Below are 19,759 nucleotides of genomic sequence, written 5' to 3' on the forward strand. Positions count from 1 at the left end.
ACTGCCACTTCGTGAGAGTCGGTTTAGGCATAGTTCACCTCACTGGAGATACGTAGTCTTGCCGAGTACAGAAGCCGCTGCGTCGCCCAGGATCCAAGTTGGGAGGCCGTCATCAGCCCCGGGAATCTTGATGGTGACTACCGCTGCGGCCGGCACTGTCGTATCGAGTTTTGCGGTGCCTACGCTTGCCCCTGAACCCGGTGTGTCAGCCGCGTGGACTCGTATCTGATTCTCGCCGAACTTTCCCCCGATGGAATGGCGCGAAATCAGACCCTCCGGGAACTGAACTGTAGAAAGATTCTTGGACTCGGAAATGACAGTGAAGAGAGATGTATTTCCGCGAGGAGAGTTCATCGGCACTTCGAATACGTTCTTGTATTCCTTGATCTCTTGTAGGGGGGTGACAGGAAGATTCATTGTGCTCGCGAACCGGTATACATAATTGACGACCGTCGAGTCACCCCCCGCAGGGATGCGCCACCTGACTGACTCGCCGTCGCTCAGCTCCCGTGGCCCGTCGTACCGGAAGACCACGCAGGCGATCCAGGACCCAGTTGCCAGCCGTTTCGTCTGCGGTATGGACAGGGTGGGGTTCAGGAGCTGCGGCATATCGTTCCTGGCGACGCAGATGGATACCACCAAGTCCCCAAGGCGGACGCCTGTGGGGAGCTTGTACGTCCGATACTCACTGTCTTCCTTGGGTGCCCCGTTGGCTGCCTGGAAGGACGGATACTGAACTGGATCCGGGTACTTGAACATCCACGCTTGTCCGTCCCAGACCTTCACCGCGGGCTTGTCGGTCCATTTGGATCCGTCCCACATCTTCTTCGTACCCTCGCGCCAGGCTGTACCGGTCCACTGCATTACGCGGTTGTAGTTAGACGCCATAGGAAACCCAAACGTCACCGGGTCGGAGCGTGATTCCCAGCGTGGCGGGATCAGCAGGACCGGAGAATACGCGGGCGTCGCCTACATTCGGAGCCTGAACCGGTGAGGCGGAAATCAAGGCGCCGCTGGTTCGGATGTCACCGTTCTTCATGACTCGGAGCGTGGAAGGTGTGCTCCCGTTCAAGGTGATCAACGGCTTGGCATCGGTCATGTTGGTACTGTTAATGACCAGTGCAGTGTTATCGCTGAATGGATCAAGGTAGAGAGCGCCACTGGACTTGAGGCTCGTGCCTATCTTTCCGTCACGATTCATGCGGATTACGTCGTTGGTGCCGGCGGGTACATCAACGTTGAACAGTGCATCAGATGGGATCGTCCGACAGTCATTTCGGCCGGTCTTTAGTACGGCCTGATCCAGAAGCTCACGTGCGTAGGCGCGGTCGCCGTGAGGGTCGGCATTCGGCATCAGGTGCGATCGGAAGCGCAGGCCGACGTTGTTGGCGGTCAGCATGGTGCGGCCCTTGCCGAAGTCAACCCAGAGCTGTTCGGTTCCGTCAGGCCCCTGGAACTGAGGAATCATGCCGCGCTCGTCGGAGAGGAGGCCGTCCAGGGGCTCGTCGTTGGGGCCCAGGACGTCCTTGACGGGGTCGGGGTCGGTGGCGGTCAGGTATACCCGGCCGGGGAGGTTGGGAAGTCGGGAACCAGCCTCGTCTTCTGCGACGTCAGCCGAGGTACCGCCGAAGTAGTTGCGTGCCATCGGATCTCCTGGTTAGGCGAGTCCCTGCGTTTCGTAGACGCCGGAGAAGAGGATGTATGAATTTCGGGGGAACACCCGCAGATAGTCAAGTCCCTCATGGAGATACTTGGGATTCTGATAGAGGATTCGTGCGACGTTGGTACGGTTGCCCCCCCACGTGTAGCCGCGGAGGTCAACGAAGTTGGACATTCCCGCGTCGTATCCGCCGTTCGTCATCTGTCCCGACAGAACTTGCCCGATGTCGCCGTGAAACGGCATGGGAAGCGTGAACGATATGCAGTCGTCCTGGGCGTTGTTCCAGAAATCGGTTGCCGTGCTGTTGGCGATGTCGACGGAGTACCAGATCGTATTGGGGGCGATCCACCTCCACCGCCCTCGCGCCTGGAGTTTGTCATCCGTGCTGACGCGAGTATTGAGGATCTTGGGCGTGTAGGTCTTCGTCGCTCCAAGGTCCCGGGTCACGGTGTATCCGTCCGAGCCGTTGAATGCCTCGTACTGGTTCTTCGGGTCCAGGCATCGGATGAAGGTGCCCTGTGGCTGGTGGTAGGCGACGGACTGAGCAGGGGCGACCGAGGCAGCGTCGTCGCCAGTCATATAGGGGTGGACCGGCTCTGCGACGGGGTTGCCGCCCCCGCCCTTCGGAACGCGGATGACGTACAGGGGGAGTTCCCATTCGCCGCCCGGCTGTCGGGCCGGCTTCGGGATCTTCGGAGAGGTGGACTCGGCGCCGCGTCGGACAGCGAGGTTCACCGCCCCCTTCGCCAGGTCTGCGCGGAGGACAAGGAGGTCGACGCGGGCCTTGTCCTTGGACAGGTTGCTGTCGATGCGGATCGCGGCCGGGGCGTCCAGCTTGTAATAGAAGCCGCCCACGAATGCCTCGCCCGGCTGCACGGTGATCGTGTTCACGTCGGTCACGCGAGCGTAGAACGGCATGGCCTCGGGCACTAGGTTGCTTGAGGTCAGCAACATGTTGATCCGGTCGCCAGACCACATCGAGGCCATGCTTTGCCAGTCGTTCTGGGTGACGGCGGTACGGCCACCGCCCGCGGCATCCTTTTCGAAGGGGTAACTGGTCTCCGTCATTACAGTCTCGCTTCCAGCTTGCGCAGCTTCTCTCGAAGCTCACTCACATGCTTGTAGAGGTTGAGCGGTTCACCCGTTCCCTGTTCACCGATCTTCGGCGTAACGGTCGAGACGCGACCGCCGTCCTCAACGGTTATGGTTACCTCTCGCACCACATCGACATAGGTCTCTCCGTCGATATCGACGCTGACCTTGTCTCCCAGGTAGTAGTCCCGTCCGAACCTGCATTGCGGGGTTTCGATGGGATATACCTGAAAGTTGCCGTTCTTCTGGTTTTCCTTGAACACGCCATCAGCTGCGGACTTGATGGAGTCCAGGTAGTGCTTCACGGCTGTGGGTTTGTCCTTCCACGGCTTCCCATCCGGGTCTGTGCCGAGGTCTTCCTTGCCGTCCGTGAGCTTCGTGACGAGCTCGGGCCCGCCGTCCTTGCCTGTCTTTAGCGGTACGTCGCGCCGGTCTACGAACTGCTCGATGACGAAGCCCCACTCCCGCTCGTCCGCGGTGAGGTCGTTCACCCACAGCGGCCGACCGTCGTCGTCCAGCGCGGACTTCTCCGGGAACTGCTTGATGAAGCGCTCCTGGCCCTCGCCCTGGCAGGCGACGACCACCCGCGTTACGCGGGGCGCCGTCAGGGTCGCGATGTACTCGCGCAGGTTCCCCAGCTCGGGTGAGAAGCGGACGTCCATCGACTTGTCGGCAGGGGCGAAGACGGTTAGTTCGATCTTTCGTGTGTCCGGGTTCCAGAGGAACTGGTAGGCGATCTCGCCTTCCTTGGTCCAGTTCTCCGCGAGGGTGCCGATCGAGTCGTAGCGGAGGGTCCCACCGATCGGCTTGCCGACCTTCGGGGGGAGGCCGGCCGTGGTGGGCTTCGGGCCCATGTCCACCCCGGGGACCCTGCGGCCGGGCAGGCCGCGGTTGCCGAAGGCGAAGTCGTACTCGACCCACAACGCCTGACCCGCCTCGAACCCGTAGGTCCGGCGGTCCTCTCCCTTCCACTGCTGGTCGACGGGCAGTACCTTGCGGGCGTCGCCCTCGCCAGTGGTGCCAGGAAGGGCAAGGTATCCGTAGGGAACCTTGTTGTCGCATTTCCCGCCGACGTAGACGGACCCAACTCCGGTGTGCTGTTCGGTCGTCCAGTACTTCTGGAAGGTTTCGATCTGTCCGGAGAAGATTGGCTTGTCGGGGCGCTCGTCCATCCAGACGGCGATCCCCCCGCCCTTCTCCAGGAGCTTCGCCTGTGGAGTCCCATCGCGTACGAGGAGCTGCCAGGAGCCGGCCCGGTTCAAACGGAGGACCAGGTCCATCTTCATCCATGTGTCCAGCTCGCCTATCCGGTTCAGGTTCCTGTCGCGTACCTCAATTCGGTATCCCATGGTCAGTAGCTTTCGTATCGAGGGAGCATCCGTAGGCGAAGAGCCGCGCTGGATGCTCCCGGGTTCATCTTCACGCTGACCTTGGATTCGCCAGACGGGATTGAGAACAGGGACGGCGCCTTGTCGAGATCGGGCCAGAAGTTCTTACCTGTGCTGCTGCGGACTGTCTTGAACCCTGGACGGGTGTCGACGGTCAGGACCTCATCTCCGGCGATGATGTCCCTGGTTCCGTCTCCCTTGTTGATGCCGAACTTCTGCCCGTCCTCGTTGGATATGGTGAAGGACCGGATAGGTCCCACCAGTTCCCACACGGGCCAGCATTCGACATCGCCCGGATTGCTGACCGGTACACCCGAGGAGGTGATCGTGCCCCGGCTTATCTCCATGGGCAGGAAGGGCTTGCCCGGCCCCTTGAGGAAGACCTTCCCCGCTCCGGTCTTCCACTCGGCCATGACCTCGTTGGCTCCGTAGAACCAGGGGTCGAAGGCCGTCAGTTGGACGCCGTACCGGCACCAGGTGAACCCGGCGTCGTCGGGGCCTTCCTTGCCCTCCATGCCGCCCTTGTAGTAGGCGGTGATGTATCGGGACGTGCCGTCGCCCTCGGTGAAGCGAAGTACGCAGTGCCCGTTCTTCGGGTTCAAGGTCCGAGTGAGGTTCCGCTTCAACCGGAGAAGAGTCCTACGGTCCACGCCGTACAGGTAGAGCGGAAGCATGATTTCCCGAGCCGCGGCCTTGGTGGACCGGAAGGAGCCTCCGTCGAGGTTGGGGCTCGTGTCGGAGAAGACCTCCATGGGAGGCATGTCGAGGCCCTGTGCGCCGTCCTGGAGGAAGATGGCCGGCCAGGCCCGGCCGGAGAAGTCGGTGAGGGAGATGGTCTCGCCCATACCACTGTGCCCGGTGATCGTCACGTTGGTGTGCCCCCAGACATCCGGGGACGGGGGCTTCCCGACAACGGGTATGTTCTCTTCCCATTTGGGTTGCCTGTATCCCGGAACTGGCATAGCGCACCTCATTCAATTCGGGGCAAGCGAAAGCCCCGGCCGATGGGGCCGGGGCTTTCGTTCCCGCTATATTCCGTACATGGTCTCCACGTATTGAAGTCCGCGAATCACTGCCTGAGTGGTGTCCTCGGCCTTGGCTTCGTGGATGTGGATTTCGTATCGGTTACCGAGAAGGTCTCGGGTATCGCCGTGGTTGTAGACCCTCTCCCCGCCACGGAAGTCGACCAGCTCGGGGCCTCGTTCTCCGACCAGGGCGAGGCCCGGTGACGCGTACGGTGTTCCGGTCCAGTAGCCCTTGGGGGGCTTGGTGGGATCGGCCTGCTGAACCCGTGAGATGTCGCCGTACCGGGCCTTGATGTAGTTGATCGCGGCAGAGATGTTCGCGACCGGATCGAAGATGTCCCACGAGGTGCCGGCCTGGTGGTAGGCCCGGAAGGTTGGATCGATCACCTGGGCAAGGCCCTTGGACGGGGTCCCGGCCTTCGCGTTGGAGTCCGAGTTGTTCACCGCCCGGACGTTGCCTCCGGACTCACGGCGGATGATCGTCGCAAGGCCGTCCGACCACTTCGGCCCGCTCACGCTGGTCAGTCCCATTGCCTGTGCGATGTACTGGCCGATCGCGGAGTCCACACCACCCCCGAGGGTGCCGGTGAACTTCGGGATCGAGCCCGGCCACGCGTTCAATACGGGACCGTCAGTCGAGGCGACTCCACCCGTGGGCCGCAGGGCCGCTGTCGCGTTGCGCCAGTAGCCCCGACTGCGCTTCAACGAGTTGGATTCGTTGCCGCCAACCGTCTCGTCCGAGCCCGTCTTGATGTTGATGTGCCCGTTGCCCTGGTAGGTCATCAGGTCACCCGGCTGGGACTGCGAAACCGGCACGTGACGCATGGCCCCGTTCCAGGTAGCTACGGCCGGCCACCGATTCCGCGGCGCCCCCTGGGGACTGTTTCCGTACGCCGTATTCGCCCCGGCCTTATCGACCACGTAGGAAATGAAGTCGGCGCACCAGGCTTCCCCGGTGCCGAGGCTGTACTTGGAGCCGCCCACCATCGGGGCCTCGGTGCGGAACTCGTCCAGGGCGACCTTGACGGCCGCACCGCCACCCCCGGAGGTGTGGTCATCAACCCACTTGGTCCACGTCTGTGCCCACGGTTGCGTCTTCTCGAAGCCCCTGGAGCTGAGGTCCCCAGGAACACCGAAGGTGCGGGTCACGGTGTCGAGCATCGGCTTGACGACCGACGACCACCCGGCCTTGAGGGCGGAGGTGTAGCCGTCGAAATCGTCTTCCTTGTGCTTGCCCACCCAGTCCGCACCGGTCGGGCCGGTGAACGCGGCCTGGCCGACAATCCCGCCCTTCGCGTAGACGTGGCCGCCCTTTCGGGCCTGCTCGTTCCAGCGGAGAATGGTGTCCGGCCCGAGGGACCGAACGACCTCGGGGCGAAGGATTCCCTCACCCTTCGACAGGATGGCCGGGACCGTATCGACGCCAGGCTGGTAGCCCGGCACGATGCCACCGGTCGAGAACTGCACCGGAGACAGGGGAGCCCCCGTGCCGGCCAGTTTCGCCATCGAGGACAGCATCGGCACAGCACCCCTGTTGTAGGGGCCGGTGACCGTGCTCCTGGTGGACGAGTCCACGTACGACATGGCCTGTCCCCACGCGGTCCGAATCTCAGACCCGGAGGTCTCGAAGAACCGCTTGGTCGCATCCACGTTGCCGCGGAGCCGTGTCAGGGAGCTGGACACGTCCGAGACTGACGAGGAGACCTGGGCCGCCACGCTGACCCAGACGCCCTGGTTCGTGGACTGGAAGACCCGCTCCGTCTGGGCCAGGGGTCCGGACATGTGCTGGACCCACCTGACCTGTGCCGGGGTGATCGTGCCGTCAACTGCCGTCCGGACCTTCGCCGCTACCTGGTCCCAGTCGGCGGCCGACGCCAAGCGGTGAGCCGCCACGGCCTTTGTCAGGTCCTCCAGAGACGCGATGATCTTGGCGACTACTTCCTCGTACGCCTTCGCATCGGGGGCGAAAGTGTCACTTTCCAACTTCGAGGGCGAGGAAAGAGAGCCCGACTTGGCGCCTGCGTTGAGTCGTTGGATGGCCGCGTGGCCAAGGAACCGGGCCGCCTCCGGGCGCAGGACTGCTTCGCCCGGCGACAGCATCGCGTGAACGCGGTCATTGCCAGGAGAGTAGCCGGGGACGACTCCGCCGTCCGCGAACTGGAATAGGCCCTTTGTGTTGGGCATCAGTTCCTTGACGCGTACGACGAAATTGTCGAATACTTCCTCGGCATATTCGGAGGGATTCGACCAGATTTCCTGGAGTAGGCGGACCATCTCCTTGACCTGGTCGACCATGCCCTGGAACATCGACTTCACAGAGGACAAGGCGTCCTCGAAGAAACCGACCGGATCGGATATCGCATCCTTCAAGGCGCCGAGGATTTCGGCACCGGAATCCCAGATATTCGATACGAGATCCTTTAGGATCTGAGGTATCGCCTTCACCATGTCGGTCATAAAGTGACCGCCACGCTGGAGGATATTCCCGTCACCCTTCCAGACGTCATCCCAGAAAAGCTGACCGGCCGTCGGTGCGATACCGCCAGCGGCGATACCGATCAGGTTTCCGATACCGGTAGAAGCCTTGGTCAGGAACGACGGAACTCGCTCAAGGATGAAATCCTTCATCTTTCCGAACCGGTCGTTCACCAGTCGGCCGGCCCCGTCTCCGCCAGCCTGGGCACCCCAGTGGCGAACGTTCGAACCCGTCTCGCCACCGATGGCCTGACCGGCACCCGCCATACCGATACCACCCGTGAAGGCCCCGATCCCGGGGCCCACGTTCACGATGTCGTACAGCTCTTCCAGGATGCTGAGAGGCCAAGTCCCGGACTTTGAGGAACCCTTACCGGCCTTGCCTTTCGCGTGCCGTGTGATCCGGCCACGAGCAGCAGCCGAGTTCCATCCGTTGATGGTGTCGGAGCCGAGGGCGTTGGCGACCTCGGGACGGAGGACCGCCTCACCCGGGGAGAGGATCGCGTGGTAGTTGTCCACCCCCGGCGCGTAGCCGGGGACGATGCCACCGAGAGCGTGACCCTTGCCCTTGTTCTTGCCGTTGCCGCCCCCGCCGAAGCCGGTGAGCTCGTTGACGGAGCCGAGCTTGCCGCCGAGGCCACCGGCCTTGTTCTCGGCCTGGTCCAGCGCGTCACGCAGGGTACGAACCTTGCCTGTGATCTGCCCCAAGGCCCGCCCGTTGATGTCCTTGATCCGGTCGTTGAGGTCCTTGGCCTCCGAGTGCGACTCCCTGATCGCAGGGGTGAGGTTCGAGGAGAACTTCGCGCGGAGACTGTCCAGGGAACGACCGTTGAGATCCTGCACCGCGGACGCCACCTGCGCGATGTACCGCTTCGCGGTCTCGGCCTTCTCCTTCAAGAACTCGACCTGCTGACGGACCATGCCGAGCTTGCCGTCATTGAGGTCGTTCACGGCCTGGCGGACCTGCTTGATGCCGGACTGTGCCGTCTCGGCCTTCTCCTTGACGGACAGGAGCCGCTGACCCAGTTCGGCCAGCGGGGCCTGGTTCAGCTCCCGCACCGACAGGCGCGTCTGATCGATCTCACGGTCAGCGCCCTGAGCACCACCGCGGACACTCGTGCCGGCCTCGCCGCCCAGCTCGTTGGCGAGCGAGTTCAGCCGTTCCCGGTTGAGGTTGTAAATCCGGCTCTGGATCTGCTGAATTCGCTGATCCACCTGCCGAAGGGCGTTCTCGGCATCGCTCGTCTCGACCGTCAGACGGGTGGAGCGGCTGTCCTGTCCCCGCATCCGGTCCATGCCACGCCGGGCAAGAGACCGGTCATCGCCGTCGTGGTTCTCGGCGCGTCGAGCCTGGTACGCCTCACGGAAGTTGCCCCGCCCGGCCGCGACGCCGGAGAGGAACTGGTTCGCGGTGCGGTAGCCGCCGCGTACTCCCTTCGCCAGGCCACCGGTCAGCTTCATCAGCGGGAGGAACGATTTTCCTACCTTGCCGAGAACCTTGGTGGCCAGGCCGATGGCGATAGCCAGCGGCCCCAGTACTGCGACGACCTTGACGGCCTTGGCCACGAGATCCTTGAGCCAGGGATGGTCGTTCAAGAACCCTTGGGTCTTCTCGATGCCACCGAGGAGGAGGTTCAGGGCCTTGATCAGGTTGCCGGACAGGCCGCCTGCGAGCTTCTGGAAGTCCGGGTCCTCAACGAGGTCCTGGAGCCTGTCGGCGAGCTTGTGTGTGTTCTTGCCGAGCTCGGTCCACTCGAACTTCCCGGTCTCCTCCGAGAAGCCACCGAAGAGCTTGCCGAGGGTCAACTGCATCTGTTCCTTGACGGACGTAAAGTGTCCACCGATGGAGCCAGTGCCGAGAGCTTCCGCGGAGCCCTTCACGCCGGGAGCCGTCTGATACGCCTTGATGAACTTGTCGAAGAACTCCTTGGAGTTCACACCGCCCTTGGGGTCCTGGACCTCCTTGAGGAAGTCGGGACCGCCCTTGTACCCGGCGATCTTGCCGAGCTCGTTCATCGGGATACCGGTGCCTCGGACGAACTGACGAAGGTACCGGGTGGACAGCTTGCCCTGGTCCATCATCATGTCGGCGGCCATCATGCCGCCCTTGACCTTCTCCGGACTGGTGACACCGAAAGAGGCGGCGTAGTCCGCGATGCCCTTGATCAGCAGCTCGGACTTCTTGAGGGAATCCGAAGTCGAGTTGCCGTAGGACTCGAAGTTGCGCGCAACCTGGGAGAACTTGTCGGTCATGTCCTCCAGCGAGAACGGGGTGTGAACCGCGAAGTCCTGGATTGCCTGGAGTCCCTTGGCTACTTCCTTCTGGTTGAAGCCGGCCCGGTTCAGGCCCTCCGAGGAGTAGAACTGCATGTCGGCGCTCGTGGCACCGATCTTGGTGACGTATCCGGCGGCGATGGCCAGCGGGGCTACGAGGTTCTGTGTGATGCTCCGGCCGACCTGCTCAAGGTTCTGGCCGTAGGTTTCCGTGGACTGCGAGAGGGACTTCCACTGCTCTCCAGCGGACCGCGTGGACGCGCGGTGTTCGCGGTCCCAGGTGGCTACCTGGCGACGGTTGCTGGTGATCGTGTCGGCGTACGCCGAGCGGGTCTGCTGGAGACCGCGCAGCTCATCACGCAGAAAACCGACGCGGGCCTGATTGGCTGCGCGCTCCTCGGCGAGCCGCCGACGCACAGCGGCAGCCAGCTCCTGTTGGGCGGCCCTCTGCTCAGCGGCAGCCTGCCGAGCCGCGGTGGCCTGCTCGCGCCTGACCTGCGCGACATCGCGGGCCAGGGCCCGTTCCTCGGTCCGCTCCGCCTGGACGCGTCGACGGGTCTCGGCCAGGGCTTCGCGCTGGAGGCGGGCCTTCTGTTCCTGCTCCTCGCGGGCCTGGCGGATTGTGTCCTGAGTGGCCTGGCGGTTTGCGCGAACAGTGTCGGCAATCGCCTGACGGGTTACACGGGAGGTACCTTCCTCAAGCTGCTCGCGCTGCCTTGCCAGGTTGCGATAGGTGCGGAACTGAGTGCCGGCCTCCTCACCGTGGAAGCGGGTCAAGCTCCGTTCGATCTGGCGGAGCTTGTTAGAGGTGTCGACCGCTTCCTTCTCGGTCGCCTTCCCGGCCTGCTTCGCTGCCTTGGAAGTGGCAGTGGCGATTCCCTGGAATCCGCCCGTGAGGCCCTTGGAGAAGGCTGCGGCCCCGGCCTTACCCATGGCGGTCAACTGTGTGGTGAGGTCCGTTCGGAGCCGTGCCAGCGCAGTCTTCGAAAGCTCCGGGTATATCTCGATGTAACCGGCGCCGACCTTGACCGGCGCCCTTCCTCGCGTAGCCATGCAGCCTCCTAGGGGTTGCCGAAGGTGTTGAAGAACGAAGCCACGTCATCGCCGGAGGCGAACTCGCGAGGCTTCGGCTTCTCTGCAACCCGCCCAGGGCGGGGAAGTGGCTCCGGGGGCGCGAGGTCGTCGTCCTCGCCTGAGTTGGCCTTGATGAAGAGATAGTTCGACAGTTCGAGACCATCGGAGATCCGGGCAAGAATGTGATTCGTCTCGGTCCAGGAAGTTGCGTCATCGATCTCGATGAGAAGCAGCGATTCTCCAGGCTTCTTGAAGAGAGCCTGGATTAGGACATGGACACGGCGCAGAGACAGCCGCCCGGACCACAGGTCGAGCAGGTCAACCCCGAAGTGCGACAGAAGGTCGGCTTCAAGGGGGTCGCTGTACTCGTGCAGGATGCGGACGGTCTGTATCAGTTTCCCGGCTCACCGAAGCCCGCGGCCTCGGTGACCTTCTCCAGGAACTCGTTGAACTCGCCGATGGTGCAGCGCAGAGCCCGGTACTTGGCCCACTGCTCCGGGCCGACGATGGCCCGCGTGATGGCCCGTTCGCCGGCACCCTCCTCGATCACGTCCAGGACCTCGTCCGGAAGGTTCATGGGGGACTTGATGAGGAACTGCTCGCCCTTGAACTCGAAGGCAGTGTCCTGGTCCTTCGCCTCGGCGGACTTGGCGGCGGTCGTGGTCTTCTTGGCAGTGGCCATGGGAACTCCAGGGATGACAGGTGGGGATGATGAGAAGGGGGCGGGGATTTATCCCTCCCCGCCACGGGGAAAGGTTTCTGCTACTTGCCGGGCTCCGCCTGCTTGGCGTTCACCGTCAGCTTGCCGATGGCTTCCACGTTGACCACCGATCCGGCGCTGGCCTTGACGGTGTACTGGCCGATCGGGGTATCCGTCGCGACCGTGACCGGTACGACGAAGGAGCCGTTCTCCTCGACGGCCTTGGCCGTCCGGGTGAACTTGCCGGTCTCGGAGGAGAACGTCAGGGTGACGGCCTCGCCCTTGGGGAAGCCCTGGCCGACCACATCGAAGTGGCCGCTCTGCTCAACGATTCCCGGCTGGAGGGTCACCTTGGTGGCCACCTCGACGGGGCCATCGATGACCTGGTCGTCGGTGAGGACGTAGCCGAGGTTTCCGGAGCGGTCCAGGGCGTCAATCGTCAGCTCGAACTTGCCGTTCTCGGCCCGCTGGAGCTGAATTGCACCACGGTCCGAAATCATGGCTCGACCGATGACGCAGCGGTATCGGACCGGCCGACCATCAACGGTCTGCGACCAGTCCACGACGAGAGCGAGTTCGGAAAGCTCAGGAGTGGACTTGAGGTCGAGGCGGAAGGTGCCCGCGATGACCTTGCCCTCCTTGTCGGTGGCCGGTACCCACTTGGCTCCGAAGAACAGCTCGGTCGTGAGCTGATTCGTTTCCATCAGGGTTGCCTTGACCTGGAAGGATGCGGACTTCACGTTGTAGAGGACGGGTACTGCGGACTGCCACACGTTGACCGGGTCGGTCTCGATGGACGGGGTAATGGTCACGCCGCCCTCGTCCACGTAGCCCAGGGCACGGAAGTCGCCGTCTGCGGTGAACGGGACAGTGTCCCGGGGCAGGATGTTCGCAACCCGCTCGGCCGGTGCGACGTAGATCTCGCCCGAGGGTGCGAAGCGGATCTTCTTGGAATTGCCGGAGTTCTCAGCCATGGGGCCTCCTGTGAATGGGCATGAAAAAAGCCCCCGGGCAGGGGGCTGAGAAGCTGGCGCGAATGTCACATTCCAACTTCGAGGGCAAAAAAGAGAGGCCGTACGCAGGCTTACGCGTCGGTCAGGAAGAGGATCACTTCGCCCTGATAGGTGTGCTCGCGGGATGTCGCGTCGGGGAAGTAGCGTGGGCTGATTGCCTCGTCCACGTCGAGCACCAGGGCGCCACCCACAACGCGGGCCGGCAGGTCTTCAAGCAGCAGCTCACGGACCCGGTAGGCGACGGCCGAGGCTTCGGCCCGATCCTTCGCGTACACCTGGTACGTGATGTCGGCCCGGTCCATGCGGGCCCGGATCACGCGGTGCCCCCCGGCGTGCTCCAGGTAGATCGTGGTGTCTCCCGGTTCGCGTCCCACCAGATCACCGGTCACGAAGTTGGTTAGTTCATTCAGGCCCTTGAGGTAGTCGAAGACCACCGACACGGGGTCGAGGCGCATCAGCTCTCACGCTCCTTCATCAGGGCGTCCTTCAAGGTGTGACTGCCGGGATGGCGTCGGCCGCTCTTGTCCCGCCAGCCGTATTCAATGAGGAGGGCATGCCGGTCTGCCTGCACCGCTGAATGAACGATCCCCTCGACCTCGAACGCGGTGACGGAGAGGGAGAGGGCGTACATGTTCCACGAGCCCCTGCGGTTCTTGGGGGCAGATCCGCGGGCGCTCGCCGCGATGGCCGACGCCTTCTGGGCGAGCACCCGAGCCGTCTCGGTTGAGGACATGAGTCGATGAATGGCGGCCTCGTCGAGGATCAAGCGGACGCGGGCGGCCATCAGTGCTCCACCCGCCAGGCCCGAGCGCATACGTGCCGCAGGGAGCTGTGCCCCCAGGGCGACGGGACACCGTCCACCTCGTACAGCCGTGATCCAAAACGGATCCGATCCGCGGAACCCACGTCGGCCCCGAAGGGCAGGTACACCAGAATCCGTTCCTGGGCGGTCTCCCGTTCCGGGGAGCGGACCTCGAAGGAGCGGTCAGGCTGGACGTTGCCGAGCCCCTTGAAAACCACGTTCGCGTGGTCCCAGTCCCGCTTCCTTCCGTAGGCCGTGTCCGTCAGGCCGGCGCGGAGGACCTGGACCTCATCGGTGAACAGGTTCTTCATTCCGCCTCCCGGATCAGGGAGATGGAGGCGAGCTTCCTGCGGTACCTCTTGAGGGAGGCTCTGGCTGCTGGGGAGAGGGATTGGGTGGTCGCGGAGGATCCGAACTCGACCTGGATGTCTCCGACACGCTCACTCACGATGCCTGGGGCAACGGCAAGCCATCGGATGACCTCGGCGCAGATCACCGCCTTGATGCCCGCAGTCTGCGCGTAACCACTGCCGCAGTAATCCTGCACGAGGGCGGAGGCGTCCTCAATGAACGCCTCCACTCTCGGCTTCTCGTCGTCCCCGATCGTGCGCCCCAGGCGAACAGAGATGTCGTCCACGGTGGTGCTCATGTGTCACATCCCAACTTTGGGCACAGAAAAGGGGGCTACTTGGCTGCCTGCACGGCCACAGTCCGGTTCTTCTCCACGGCCACCTTGTTGTGGTCCACGATCGCCTTCTCGACCCCCGTGGCAACGAGAAGCTGCTCCGGCCGGATCACCTTGGCGTCGTAGATCACGCGCGACTTGATGGCGTCGGTGAAGCTCTTCTCCGGCTTGTACGCCTCCATCTGCGCGAACGGGATGACGAGGCTGGTGGCCGAAGTGGAGCCCATGAACATGTCGATGCTGTTGAGGGCATCGTGGCGGCGGCCCTTGACGAACTTGGCCTCGGTCGGCCGCTCCTTGCCCAGGGTGTTCGAGACCTGGACGGGAATGCCGAGGATCGTGCCGATGGCGCCGGACGGCATGACCGCGCCGCCACCGAAGTGGCTGGCGTCGACAAACTTCGGGTCGCGCAGAAGCAGCGACCGCAGACGCGGCGAGATGAACAGGTACCGAGAGTCGGGAGCGTTCTTGAGGTCCAGGTTCTCCAGCATCGCCACCACGTAGTCATAGACGCCGATGACCTCGGACTCCAGAGCGTTCGGCGTAACCGTGTCGATCTTGCCGTGAAGGGCGGGCAGGGTGGACGCGTCGGCCGGCATGGCTTCCGCGCCGTTCAGGTCCTTGCCGACGACGGCCGCGGTCAGGGTCTGAGCCAGCATCCGGTCGATGGAGACGGCCGCCTGGCGGCCACGCTGACGTACCAGCTCCGACATGAGGTCGATGCCGCTCTTCGTCTGGAGCTGGTGAAGTGCGTCAATCTCGATGTGGAACGAGGAACCCTTGCCTACGGTCATCGGAATGTACTCAAGAGCCGCGTGGTCCTTGTCGCCGATCTCGCCGTAAGCCTTCACCAGGCCCTTGTCCTCAACGGTGTCGACGAAGTGAGGGATGCGGATGCGGTCACCTTCACGCCGGAACTCGCCCTCATAGTTCCGGTTGGTGATCTCCGCGGAACCGAGGATCAGATTGTCCTCAAGGTCCTGGAGGAGCTGGGCAGTCCACAGCTCCGGAACGAAGACGCCGTGACCCTTGAGTGTCGGGTCCTGCCCAGCAGGGCCGCCGGTCAGAAGGCCCGAAGCTGCCTGAGTAGTGAAGTCGTTACCAGCCATATAGATTCCTTAGAGAAAAGGCAGGCGCCCGAATCTCACACTCCAACTTTGAGCGCAAAAAAGGGGCCTGCTCTAGATTTCGCCTCGCATGAGGGCTTCACACTTGCCCGCCTTACGGGCCTCGTTGATCTCCCTCGGAGACATGCGGGAAAGGTCCTCACGAGTGAGCTGGCCGGCAGCCGGGCTCCCCTGACGACCGAGGCCGAGATCCTGCGCGTAAGGCTGCGTGGTGCTCGGCTTGGGAAGGGACGACACGAACGCCTCGATACGTACCGAGTCCGGGTTTCCGTCCTCGCCGAGAAACGAGTCAAGGTTCAGATACTCGGCGCCGGGAAGTGTCACTCCGGCCGCTGAGGAGGCTGCACGAAGCTCTGCGCTGATGAGCTTGGTCCCCACCTCGGAGAGGGCCGCGTTTCGGGCCTCCGCCCGAGCCGCTTCGATGGCTTTCTCGGTGTCGGACATGTGGGACTGGCGGTATCCCTCAAGCTCTGTGGACGCCTGCTTGAAGCGGTCCTCGTTCTTGCGGGACAGGGCCTTCCACTTGTCGATCTCCGCCTGAAACGCGGCAGCGTCAGCACCATCGTGCACGCTGACCGTGGTGCCGGTATCAGTGGTCGTCTGGTCGTCGCTCATGTGATCATCCATTTCGGATTGGGAAGGGCCACCATTTCGGCGGCCGTAGAGGGAACGTTTCTGCTACTTCTTCTCGAAACGTTGACGGTTCGCATTGCCGGAGTTCCCCTGCGCAGGCTTCATGGCTTGAGCCTTGGCCTTTGCGCCGGAGACGGCCGACTTGTCGTCGGCGCCCTGCTGGGCGATGGCAAGCTCCTGCTTCTGAGCATCGGTCTGATACTTGTCGGCCCGTTCCATTTCGGTCTTGGCCTCTTCTTCCAGGAGCTGATCAAATCGTGCGATCTGAGAAGGGGTGTAGCCAGCGTCCTGCCAGAGCTGCTGCTTTGGAACGTTGAGCTGCTGGAGCTTGAGAAGCGCATCAATATGCTGGGCCTCGGTCCTATTTTCCGGATCGCGCCAGATGACCTCCGCGGCTTCATACTCCTCGCGTAGCTTCCCGCCATTCTCCACGGCAATGGCGAGCCTCATGGTGCGCTCCCATGCTTCACCGAAATGCAGCATCCGCTCTCGGGTCTTCGATACCAGACCGGCTTCGGCCGAAGTGATCGCATCACCGCTCGGAGGCTGGCCGCCCTTGAGCATGTAATGGAACGGGACCCTCGCGATACTGGCCATGTGCATGGTCAGCATGTCCACGAGGTCGACGTAGTTCGAGAGATTCGCGGCTTCGAATTGGCCGAAGCTGGCGGCCGGGTCCTCGGCCTGGAGGAGCTTGTCGACGGCAACCTTGAAGGGCTCAATCGGGTTGCCGTTCTCGTCTTCCTGAATCTCAAGACCGGTTACGTATCGCTGGGGCCAGGCTGCGTATTCGGATGCGACAAGAGAGTCTGAAACGGTCTTGTTGATAGCGTCCTGAATCGGTATGACCGTGGCCAGGTCCGACATGGGTTCGCCAACGAGACGCGTTCTGTTCTGGATGGGAACGACGGGTACGACACCAAGGGGGTTCGGCTTGGCCGGCCCATCGATGGTGTAGCCGCCGATCTTCCAGTTGCCGACGTGGACGGAGTTCGCGAGCCAAAGAGTGCAGAACTGGCGGCCCCAGTCATCAACGTAGAACTTGGCCGCGGCCTCGATCTCGTGACGCGAGCCCGGCTTGTACTGCACCGCGACGTGTTCAGCGGACTCGACGGAGATCACGGCCTTGCCGGACTCGTCGCCCCAGACGACCGCGTACGCGGCTCCCTGGATCATGGCGTCCAGGTGGGCGGAGTTGGACTCCGAGTCCATGCGGTTCCGCTGCCAGATCTCTCGGGCAAGGTCGTCTTCCGCCGGTTCCTTCGACAGTCGGAAGCCGTCGATGAACATACGCTCGTTGACGCTGTCGATGATCAAGCCGCAGAAGTTGTCGTTCCAGCGGTCGAAGACATGGGCGAACTCGGTCCGATACTTCGACTGAGAGAAGAGCATCTTCTGATGCTTACCGTCGTAATATTCTCCAAATCGCTTGAAGCGACCTGCTCGGGAGGAGAGCTTCGATGACAGGTAGTCCATCCACATCTGTGGAGTGGACGGAGGCGACATCACGCCTTCCTGTCCTATCGACTTATCAAGAGCAGCTACCATCCGAACCCCTTTCGAGCGGGGCTCAGAAACCGACTACTCGCCTCCTTTTGATTTGGAGGCGCCCATCCGCAATCGCGTCCGCGCGTGCTTCAAGTGCAAGTACGGCGGCCACCGCGATATCGATTTTGCGTTTAGATCGAGGTGAGTCCTTGACGATCAGATCACCTTGAGGGACTTCACGAACAACGGCGTTGAGGACATGGCGAGTCATTTCGGGATCGCCAACGTGGGAGAGGTCACCGACCATGACAGCGGTACGGAATCTCTCGACGGCCTGAACCATGCGAGTAGGCTTATTGGTCCAGTACTCAAAAACGTAATCGTCGCCCCACTCCACCGCCCAGCGGCCGATATTCTCTTGCCACCATGGAGGGTCGGCGTACATCCATTCCACGCGATAGGTGTTGAAAGCCCGTTTGACGGCGGCTTCGACCGAGAGGACATCGACTTCCCAGTCATCTTTCGCGTGCTCGGGGCGCAACCACTTGCCGAGGACGAACAGTTTGGCATCGCGCAATCTGACGCCTACCAAAGCGGTTCCGTCGCCTCGGACACTTCCATCGAAACCGATTGCTATCTGTTCGCCGGCCTCGATGTCGTTTTCGGCTTCGCAGGCGTCCCACTCGGCCTTGGACATCCAGCCATCACTCGACTCGGCGATCTGGTTGAAGAAGAAGCGGAAGTATGTCGAGTCGGGAGTCGTGCGGTCGTAGAGGATCGTTTTCGTCAGACCCTCGATATCGGCCCAGTGGGCATCCCCGTAAGCTTCCCGAAGGGCTGCGGACACCTTCTCTTCGTCCCGGATGTCTTCTACTTCTAGGGAGCCCTCAAGGCAGTCGTAGAGCCAATAACCCTGGGCCACCATGTCGGATTCGAAGATGATCTGAGCTACTGAGTCTTCGTTGGGGTTGAATGCATTCGTTGTCGTCACCCACCGGCTACCAGCCTTCGTGGTTTTTTCGACATTTCGCTTCAACACCTGATAGAAATCAGGGCCGCCTGTGGAACTCACCCAGTGATGGACCTCGTCCATCACGATAAAAGTTGGACGGTTACCTTCGTTTGTTCGGCCGCTGGTCGCCTTCGGCGTGATCGAGCCCGGCTTGCCGGACTTGAACTGAACCATCGACTTCGAGATCTCCAGGCCGTATTCCTTCTCGGCCGGAGACTCGGACAGCATTCCGCGGATCATGTCGAGGGTCTGCTGTGTCTGGTCCAGCGCGGTTGCGCCGAGCTGGACGACAGGCAAGGGAACACGCTTACCGACAGGAAGGCCGTACTCATCAAAGTGACTGAACCGGCAGGGACCGATGAACTCTACGATCGCCAACGCCGCGAGCAGGGGCGTTTTTCCCCACCCTTTTGCCCGACGCAGGGTGCCGGCCGAGTACTTCCAGGTCCCATCCGAGTTGATCGCGTAGAACCAAAGAACAAAGCGAAGCTGCTCGTTCGTGAACTTCCAGCTCTCGCCCGCGCTGTCTCCGTCAGGCTGCACGATGTAGGTCTGGGCCCAGCGGATGATGCCGTAGCCGAGGGTTTCGTGAGGGGCCGGCACACCCTTGGGAAGGTTTCCGGTCTGCATCTGAACTCCCCTCGGGATCAGGGGAGAACTGTGCTCAACCCTCGCTGAGAAGCTTGAACAGCTCCGCATCCATGTCTGCGTGCGAAGTGGTTTGGGGCGGTCCCGCAGCCTCGCCCTGGGCCTGCTTGTCGAAGGACATCCGGAGTCTGGCCCGGTCCTCGGTGGTGGCGCCCCACTTGCCCACGCGCTGGCGAATCTCCCCGGCGAGCTTCATGTCTCCGAGGTAGAAGGCATCCACGAGCTTCGTGACGATCTCCAGCTCGGTCCAGTCGGTATCCATCCAGTCCTCGGTCTGAGGAGCTGAGGCCCACGTCTTCCAGAAGCGCTTGGCTCCGGAGGTGGTGATGCCGAGGGCCTTGGGGAGTTCACGGCCGGCACCGATCTGGCCGGACAGCTTGCGCTCGCCCAGGGCATGGTCCGTGTTCCTTCGAGCGGAGTTGGGGTTCGGGGCAGGCCCGCGCCGAGCAGGCATCAGATCGCTCCGTTCGCCACGTCAGGAGAGACCCCGTACAGCTCGCCGAGCTCGTGCAGCTCGGTCCTCGCGTCCTGGTGCCACCGCCGCTTCACCGCGGCCTTCGAGGGCTGACGCCCTCGGTACGGGGCGTACTCCTGGTCGCGTTCGTCGGCCCAGGCATCCCACGGTTCGGGGTCGGTCATCACATCACGGCTCCATGCATGAAC

General features: G+C 62.8%; 17 protein-coding genes and 2 pseudogenes. All 19 read right to left on the bottom strand.

All coding sequences use genetic code 11. The features are described from left to right. Positions 1-39: 39 nt before the first annotated feature. Positions 40-864 (bottom strand): hypothetical protein, encoded by an 825-nt coding sequence (locus tag ACZ5ID_RS24945; RefSeq protein ID WP_158754259.1) that lies wholly within the window; start codon positions 862-864, stop codon positions 40-42. A gap of 13 nt (positions 865-877) precedes the next feature. Then, positions 878-1,645, bottom strand: coding sequence for a hypothetical protein (locus ACZ5ID_RS24950; RefSeq protein ID WP_468901916.1), 768 nt, complete (start codon positions 1,643-1,645; stop codon positions 878-880). Positions 1,646-1,657: 12 nt separating this feature from the next. Beyond that, positions 1,658-2,728, bottom strand: a complete 1,071-nt coding sequence (locus ACZ5ID_RS24955) for a hypothetical protein (RefSeq protein ID WP_468901918.1) — start codon at positions 2,726-2,728, stop codon at positions 1,658-1,660. After that, positions 2,728-4,101: a Gp37-like protein gene (locus tag ACZ5ID_RS24960; RefSeq protein WP_468901921.1), complete on the bottom strand. Its 1,374-nt coding sequence runs from the start codon at positions 4,099-4,101 to the stop codon at positions 2,728-2,730. The genes ACZ5ID_RS24955 and ACZ5ID_RS24960 overlap by 1 nt, the downstream gene beginning before the upstream one ends. 2 nt (positions 4,102-4,103) lie before the next feature. After that, entirely contained in the window at positions 4,104-4,985 is an 882-nt protein-coding gene (locus ACZ5ID_RS24965; RefSeq protein ID WP_468901923.1) for a phage tail family protein, read from the bottom strand. Between the two features lie 441 nt (positions 4,986-5,426). After that, positions 5,427-5,672 (bottom strand): annotated as a pseudogene (locus ACZ5ID_RS24970) (transglycosylase SLT domain-containing protein); the annotation flags it as partial. Positions 5,673-9,440: 3,768 nt separating this feature from the next. After that, positions 9,441-10,967, bottom strand: a pseudogene (locus tag ACZ5ID_RS24975) (tape measure protein); the annotation flags it as partial. Between the two features lie 412 nt (positions 10,968-11,379). Further along, the gene (locus ACZ5ID_RS24980; RefSeq protein WP_030706459.1) at positions 11,380-11,670 is read right to left on the bottom strand and encodes a hypothetical protein; all 291 of its coding nucleotides are present in this window, start codon (positions 11,668-11,670) and stop codon (positions 11,380-11,382) included. An 80-nt stretch (positions 11,671-11,750) separates the two neighbouring features. After that, positions 11,751-12,662 carry a phage tail tube protein gene (locus ACZ5ID_RS24985; RefSeq protein ID WP_063754706.1) on the bottom strand — a complete coding sequence of 304 codons (912 nt, stop codon included), beginning with the start codon at positions 12,660-12,662 and terminating at the stop codon, positions 11,751-11,753. 110 nt (positions 12,663-12,772) lie between these two features. Further along, a complete protein-coding gene (locus tag ACZ5ID_RS24990; RefSeq protein ID WP_030706463.1) occupies positions 12,773-13,156 on the bottom strand; it encodes a hypothetical protein in 384 nt (127 codons plus the stop codon). Further along, positions 13,156-13,485: a hypothetical protein gene (locus ACZ5ID_RS24995; protein WP_468901928.1), complete on the bottom strand. Its 330-nt coding sequence runs from the start codon at positions 13,483-13,485 to the stop codon at positions 13,156-13,158. Before ACZ5ID_RS24995 ends, ACZ5ID_RS24990 begins: the two co-directional genes overlap by 1 nt. Beyond that, positions 13,485-13,814 (bottom strand): hypothetical protein, encoded by a 330-nt coding sequence (locus tag ACZ5ID_RS25000; RefSeq protein WP_468901931.1) that lies wholly within the window; start codon positions 13,812-13,814, stop codon positions 13,485-13,487. The genes ACZ5ID_RS24995 and ACZ5ID_RS25000 overlap by 1 nt, the downstream gene beginning before the upstream one ends. Beyond that, a complete protein-coding gene (locus ACZ5ID_RS25005) occupies positions 13,811-14,152 on the bottom strand; it encodes a hypothetical protein (protein WP_468901933.1) in 342 nt (113 codons plus the stop codon). The genes ACZ5ID_RS25000 and ACZ5ID_RS25005 overlap by 4 nt, the downstream gene beginning before the upstream one ends. A 35-nt stretch (positions 14,153-14,187) precedes the next feature. Continuing rightward, positions 14,188-15,297, bottom strand: coding sequence for a phage major capsid protein (locus ACZ5ID_RS25010; RefSeq protein WP_199808011.1), 1,110 nt, complete (start codon positions 15,295-15,297; stop codon positions 14,188-14,190). Between the two features lie 72 nt (positions 15,298-15,369). After that, positions 15,370-15,930 (bottom strand): hypothetical protein, encoded by a 561-nt coding sequence (locus tag ACZ5ID_RS25015; protein WP_468901936.1) that lies wholly within the window; start codon positions 15,928-15,930, stop codon positions 15,370-15,372. Between the two features lie 63 nt (positions 15,931-15,993). After that, entirely contained in the window at positions 15,994-17,430 is a 1,437-nt protein-coding gene (locus ACZ5ID_RS25020) for a phage portal protein (RefSeq protein WP_234323403.1), read from the bottom strand. A gap of 88 nt (positions 17,431-17,518) precedes the next feature. Further along, entirely contained in the window at positions 17,519-19,078 is a 1,560-nt protein-coding gene (locus tag ACZ5ID_RS25025; protein WP_468901939.1) for a hypothetical protein, read from the bottom strand. Positions 19,079-19,112: 34 nt separating this feature from the next. Further along, complete coding sequence (locus tag ACZ5ID_RS25030) at positions 19,113-19,550, bottom strand: phage terminase small subunit (RefSeq protein ID WP_030706478.1); 438 nt, start codon at positions 19,548-19,550, stop codon at positions 19,113-19,115. Then, positions 19,550-19,735, bottom strand: coding sequence for a hypothetical protein (locus ACZ5ID_RS25035; RefSeq protein ID WP_030706481.1), 186 nt, complete (start codon positions 19,733-19,735; stop codon positions 19,550-19,552). The genes ACZ5ID_RS25030 and ACZ5ID_RS25035 overlap by 1 nt, the downstream gene beginning before the upstream one ends. Between the last annotated feature and the right edge of the window lie 24 nt (positions 19,736-19,759).

It is taken from the genome of Streptomyces sp. NPDC031670 (assembly GCF_055580545.1).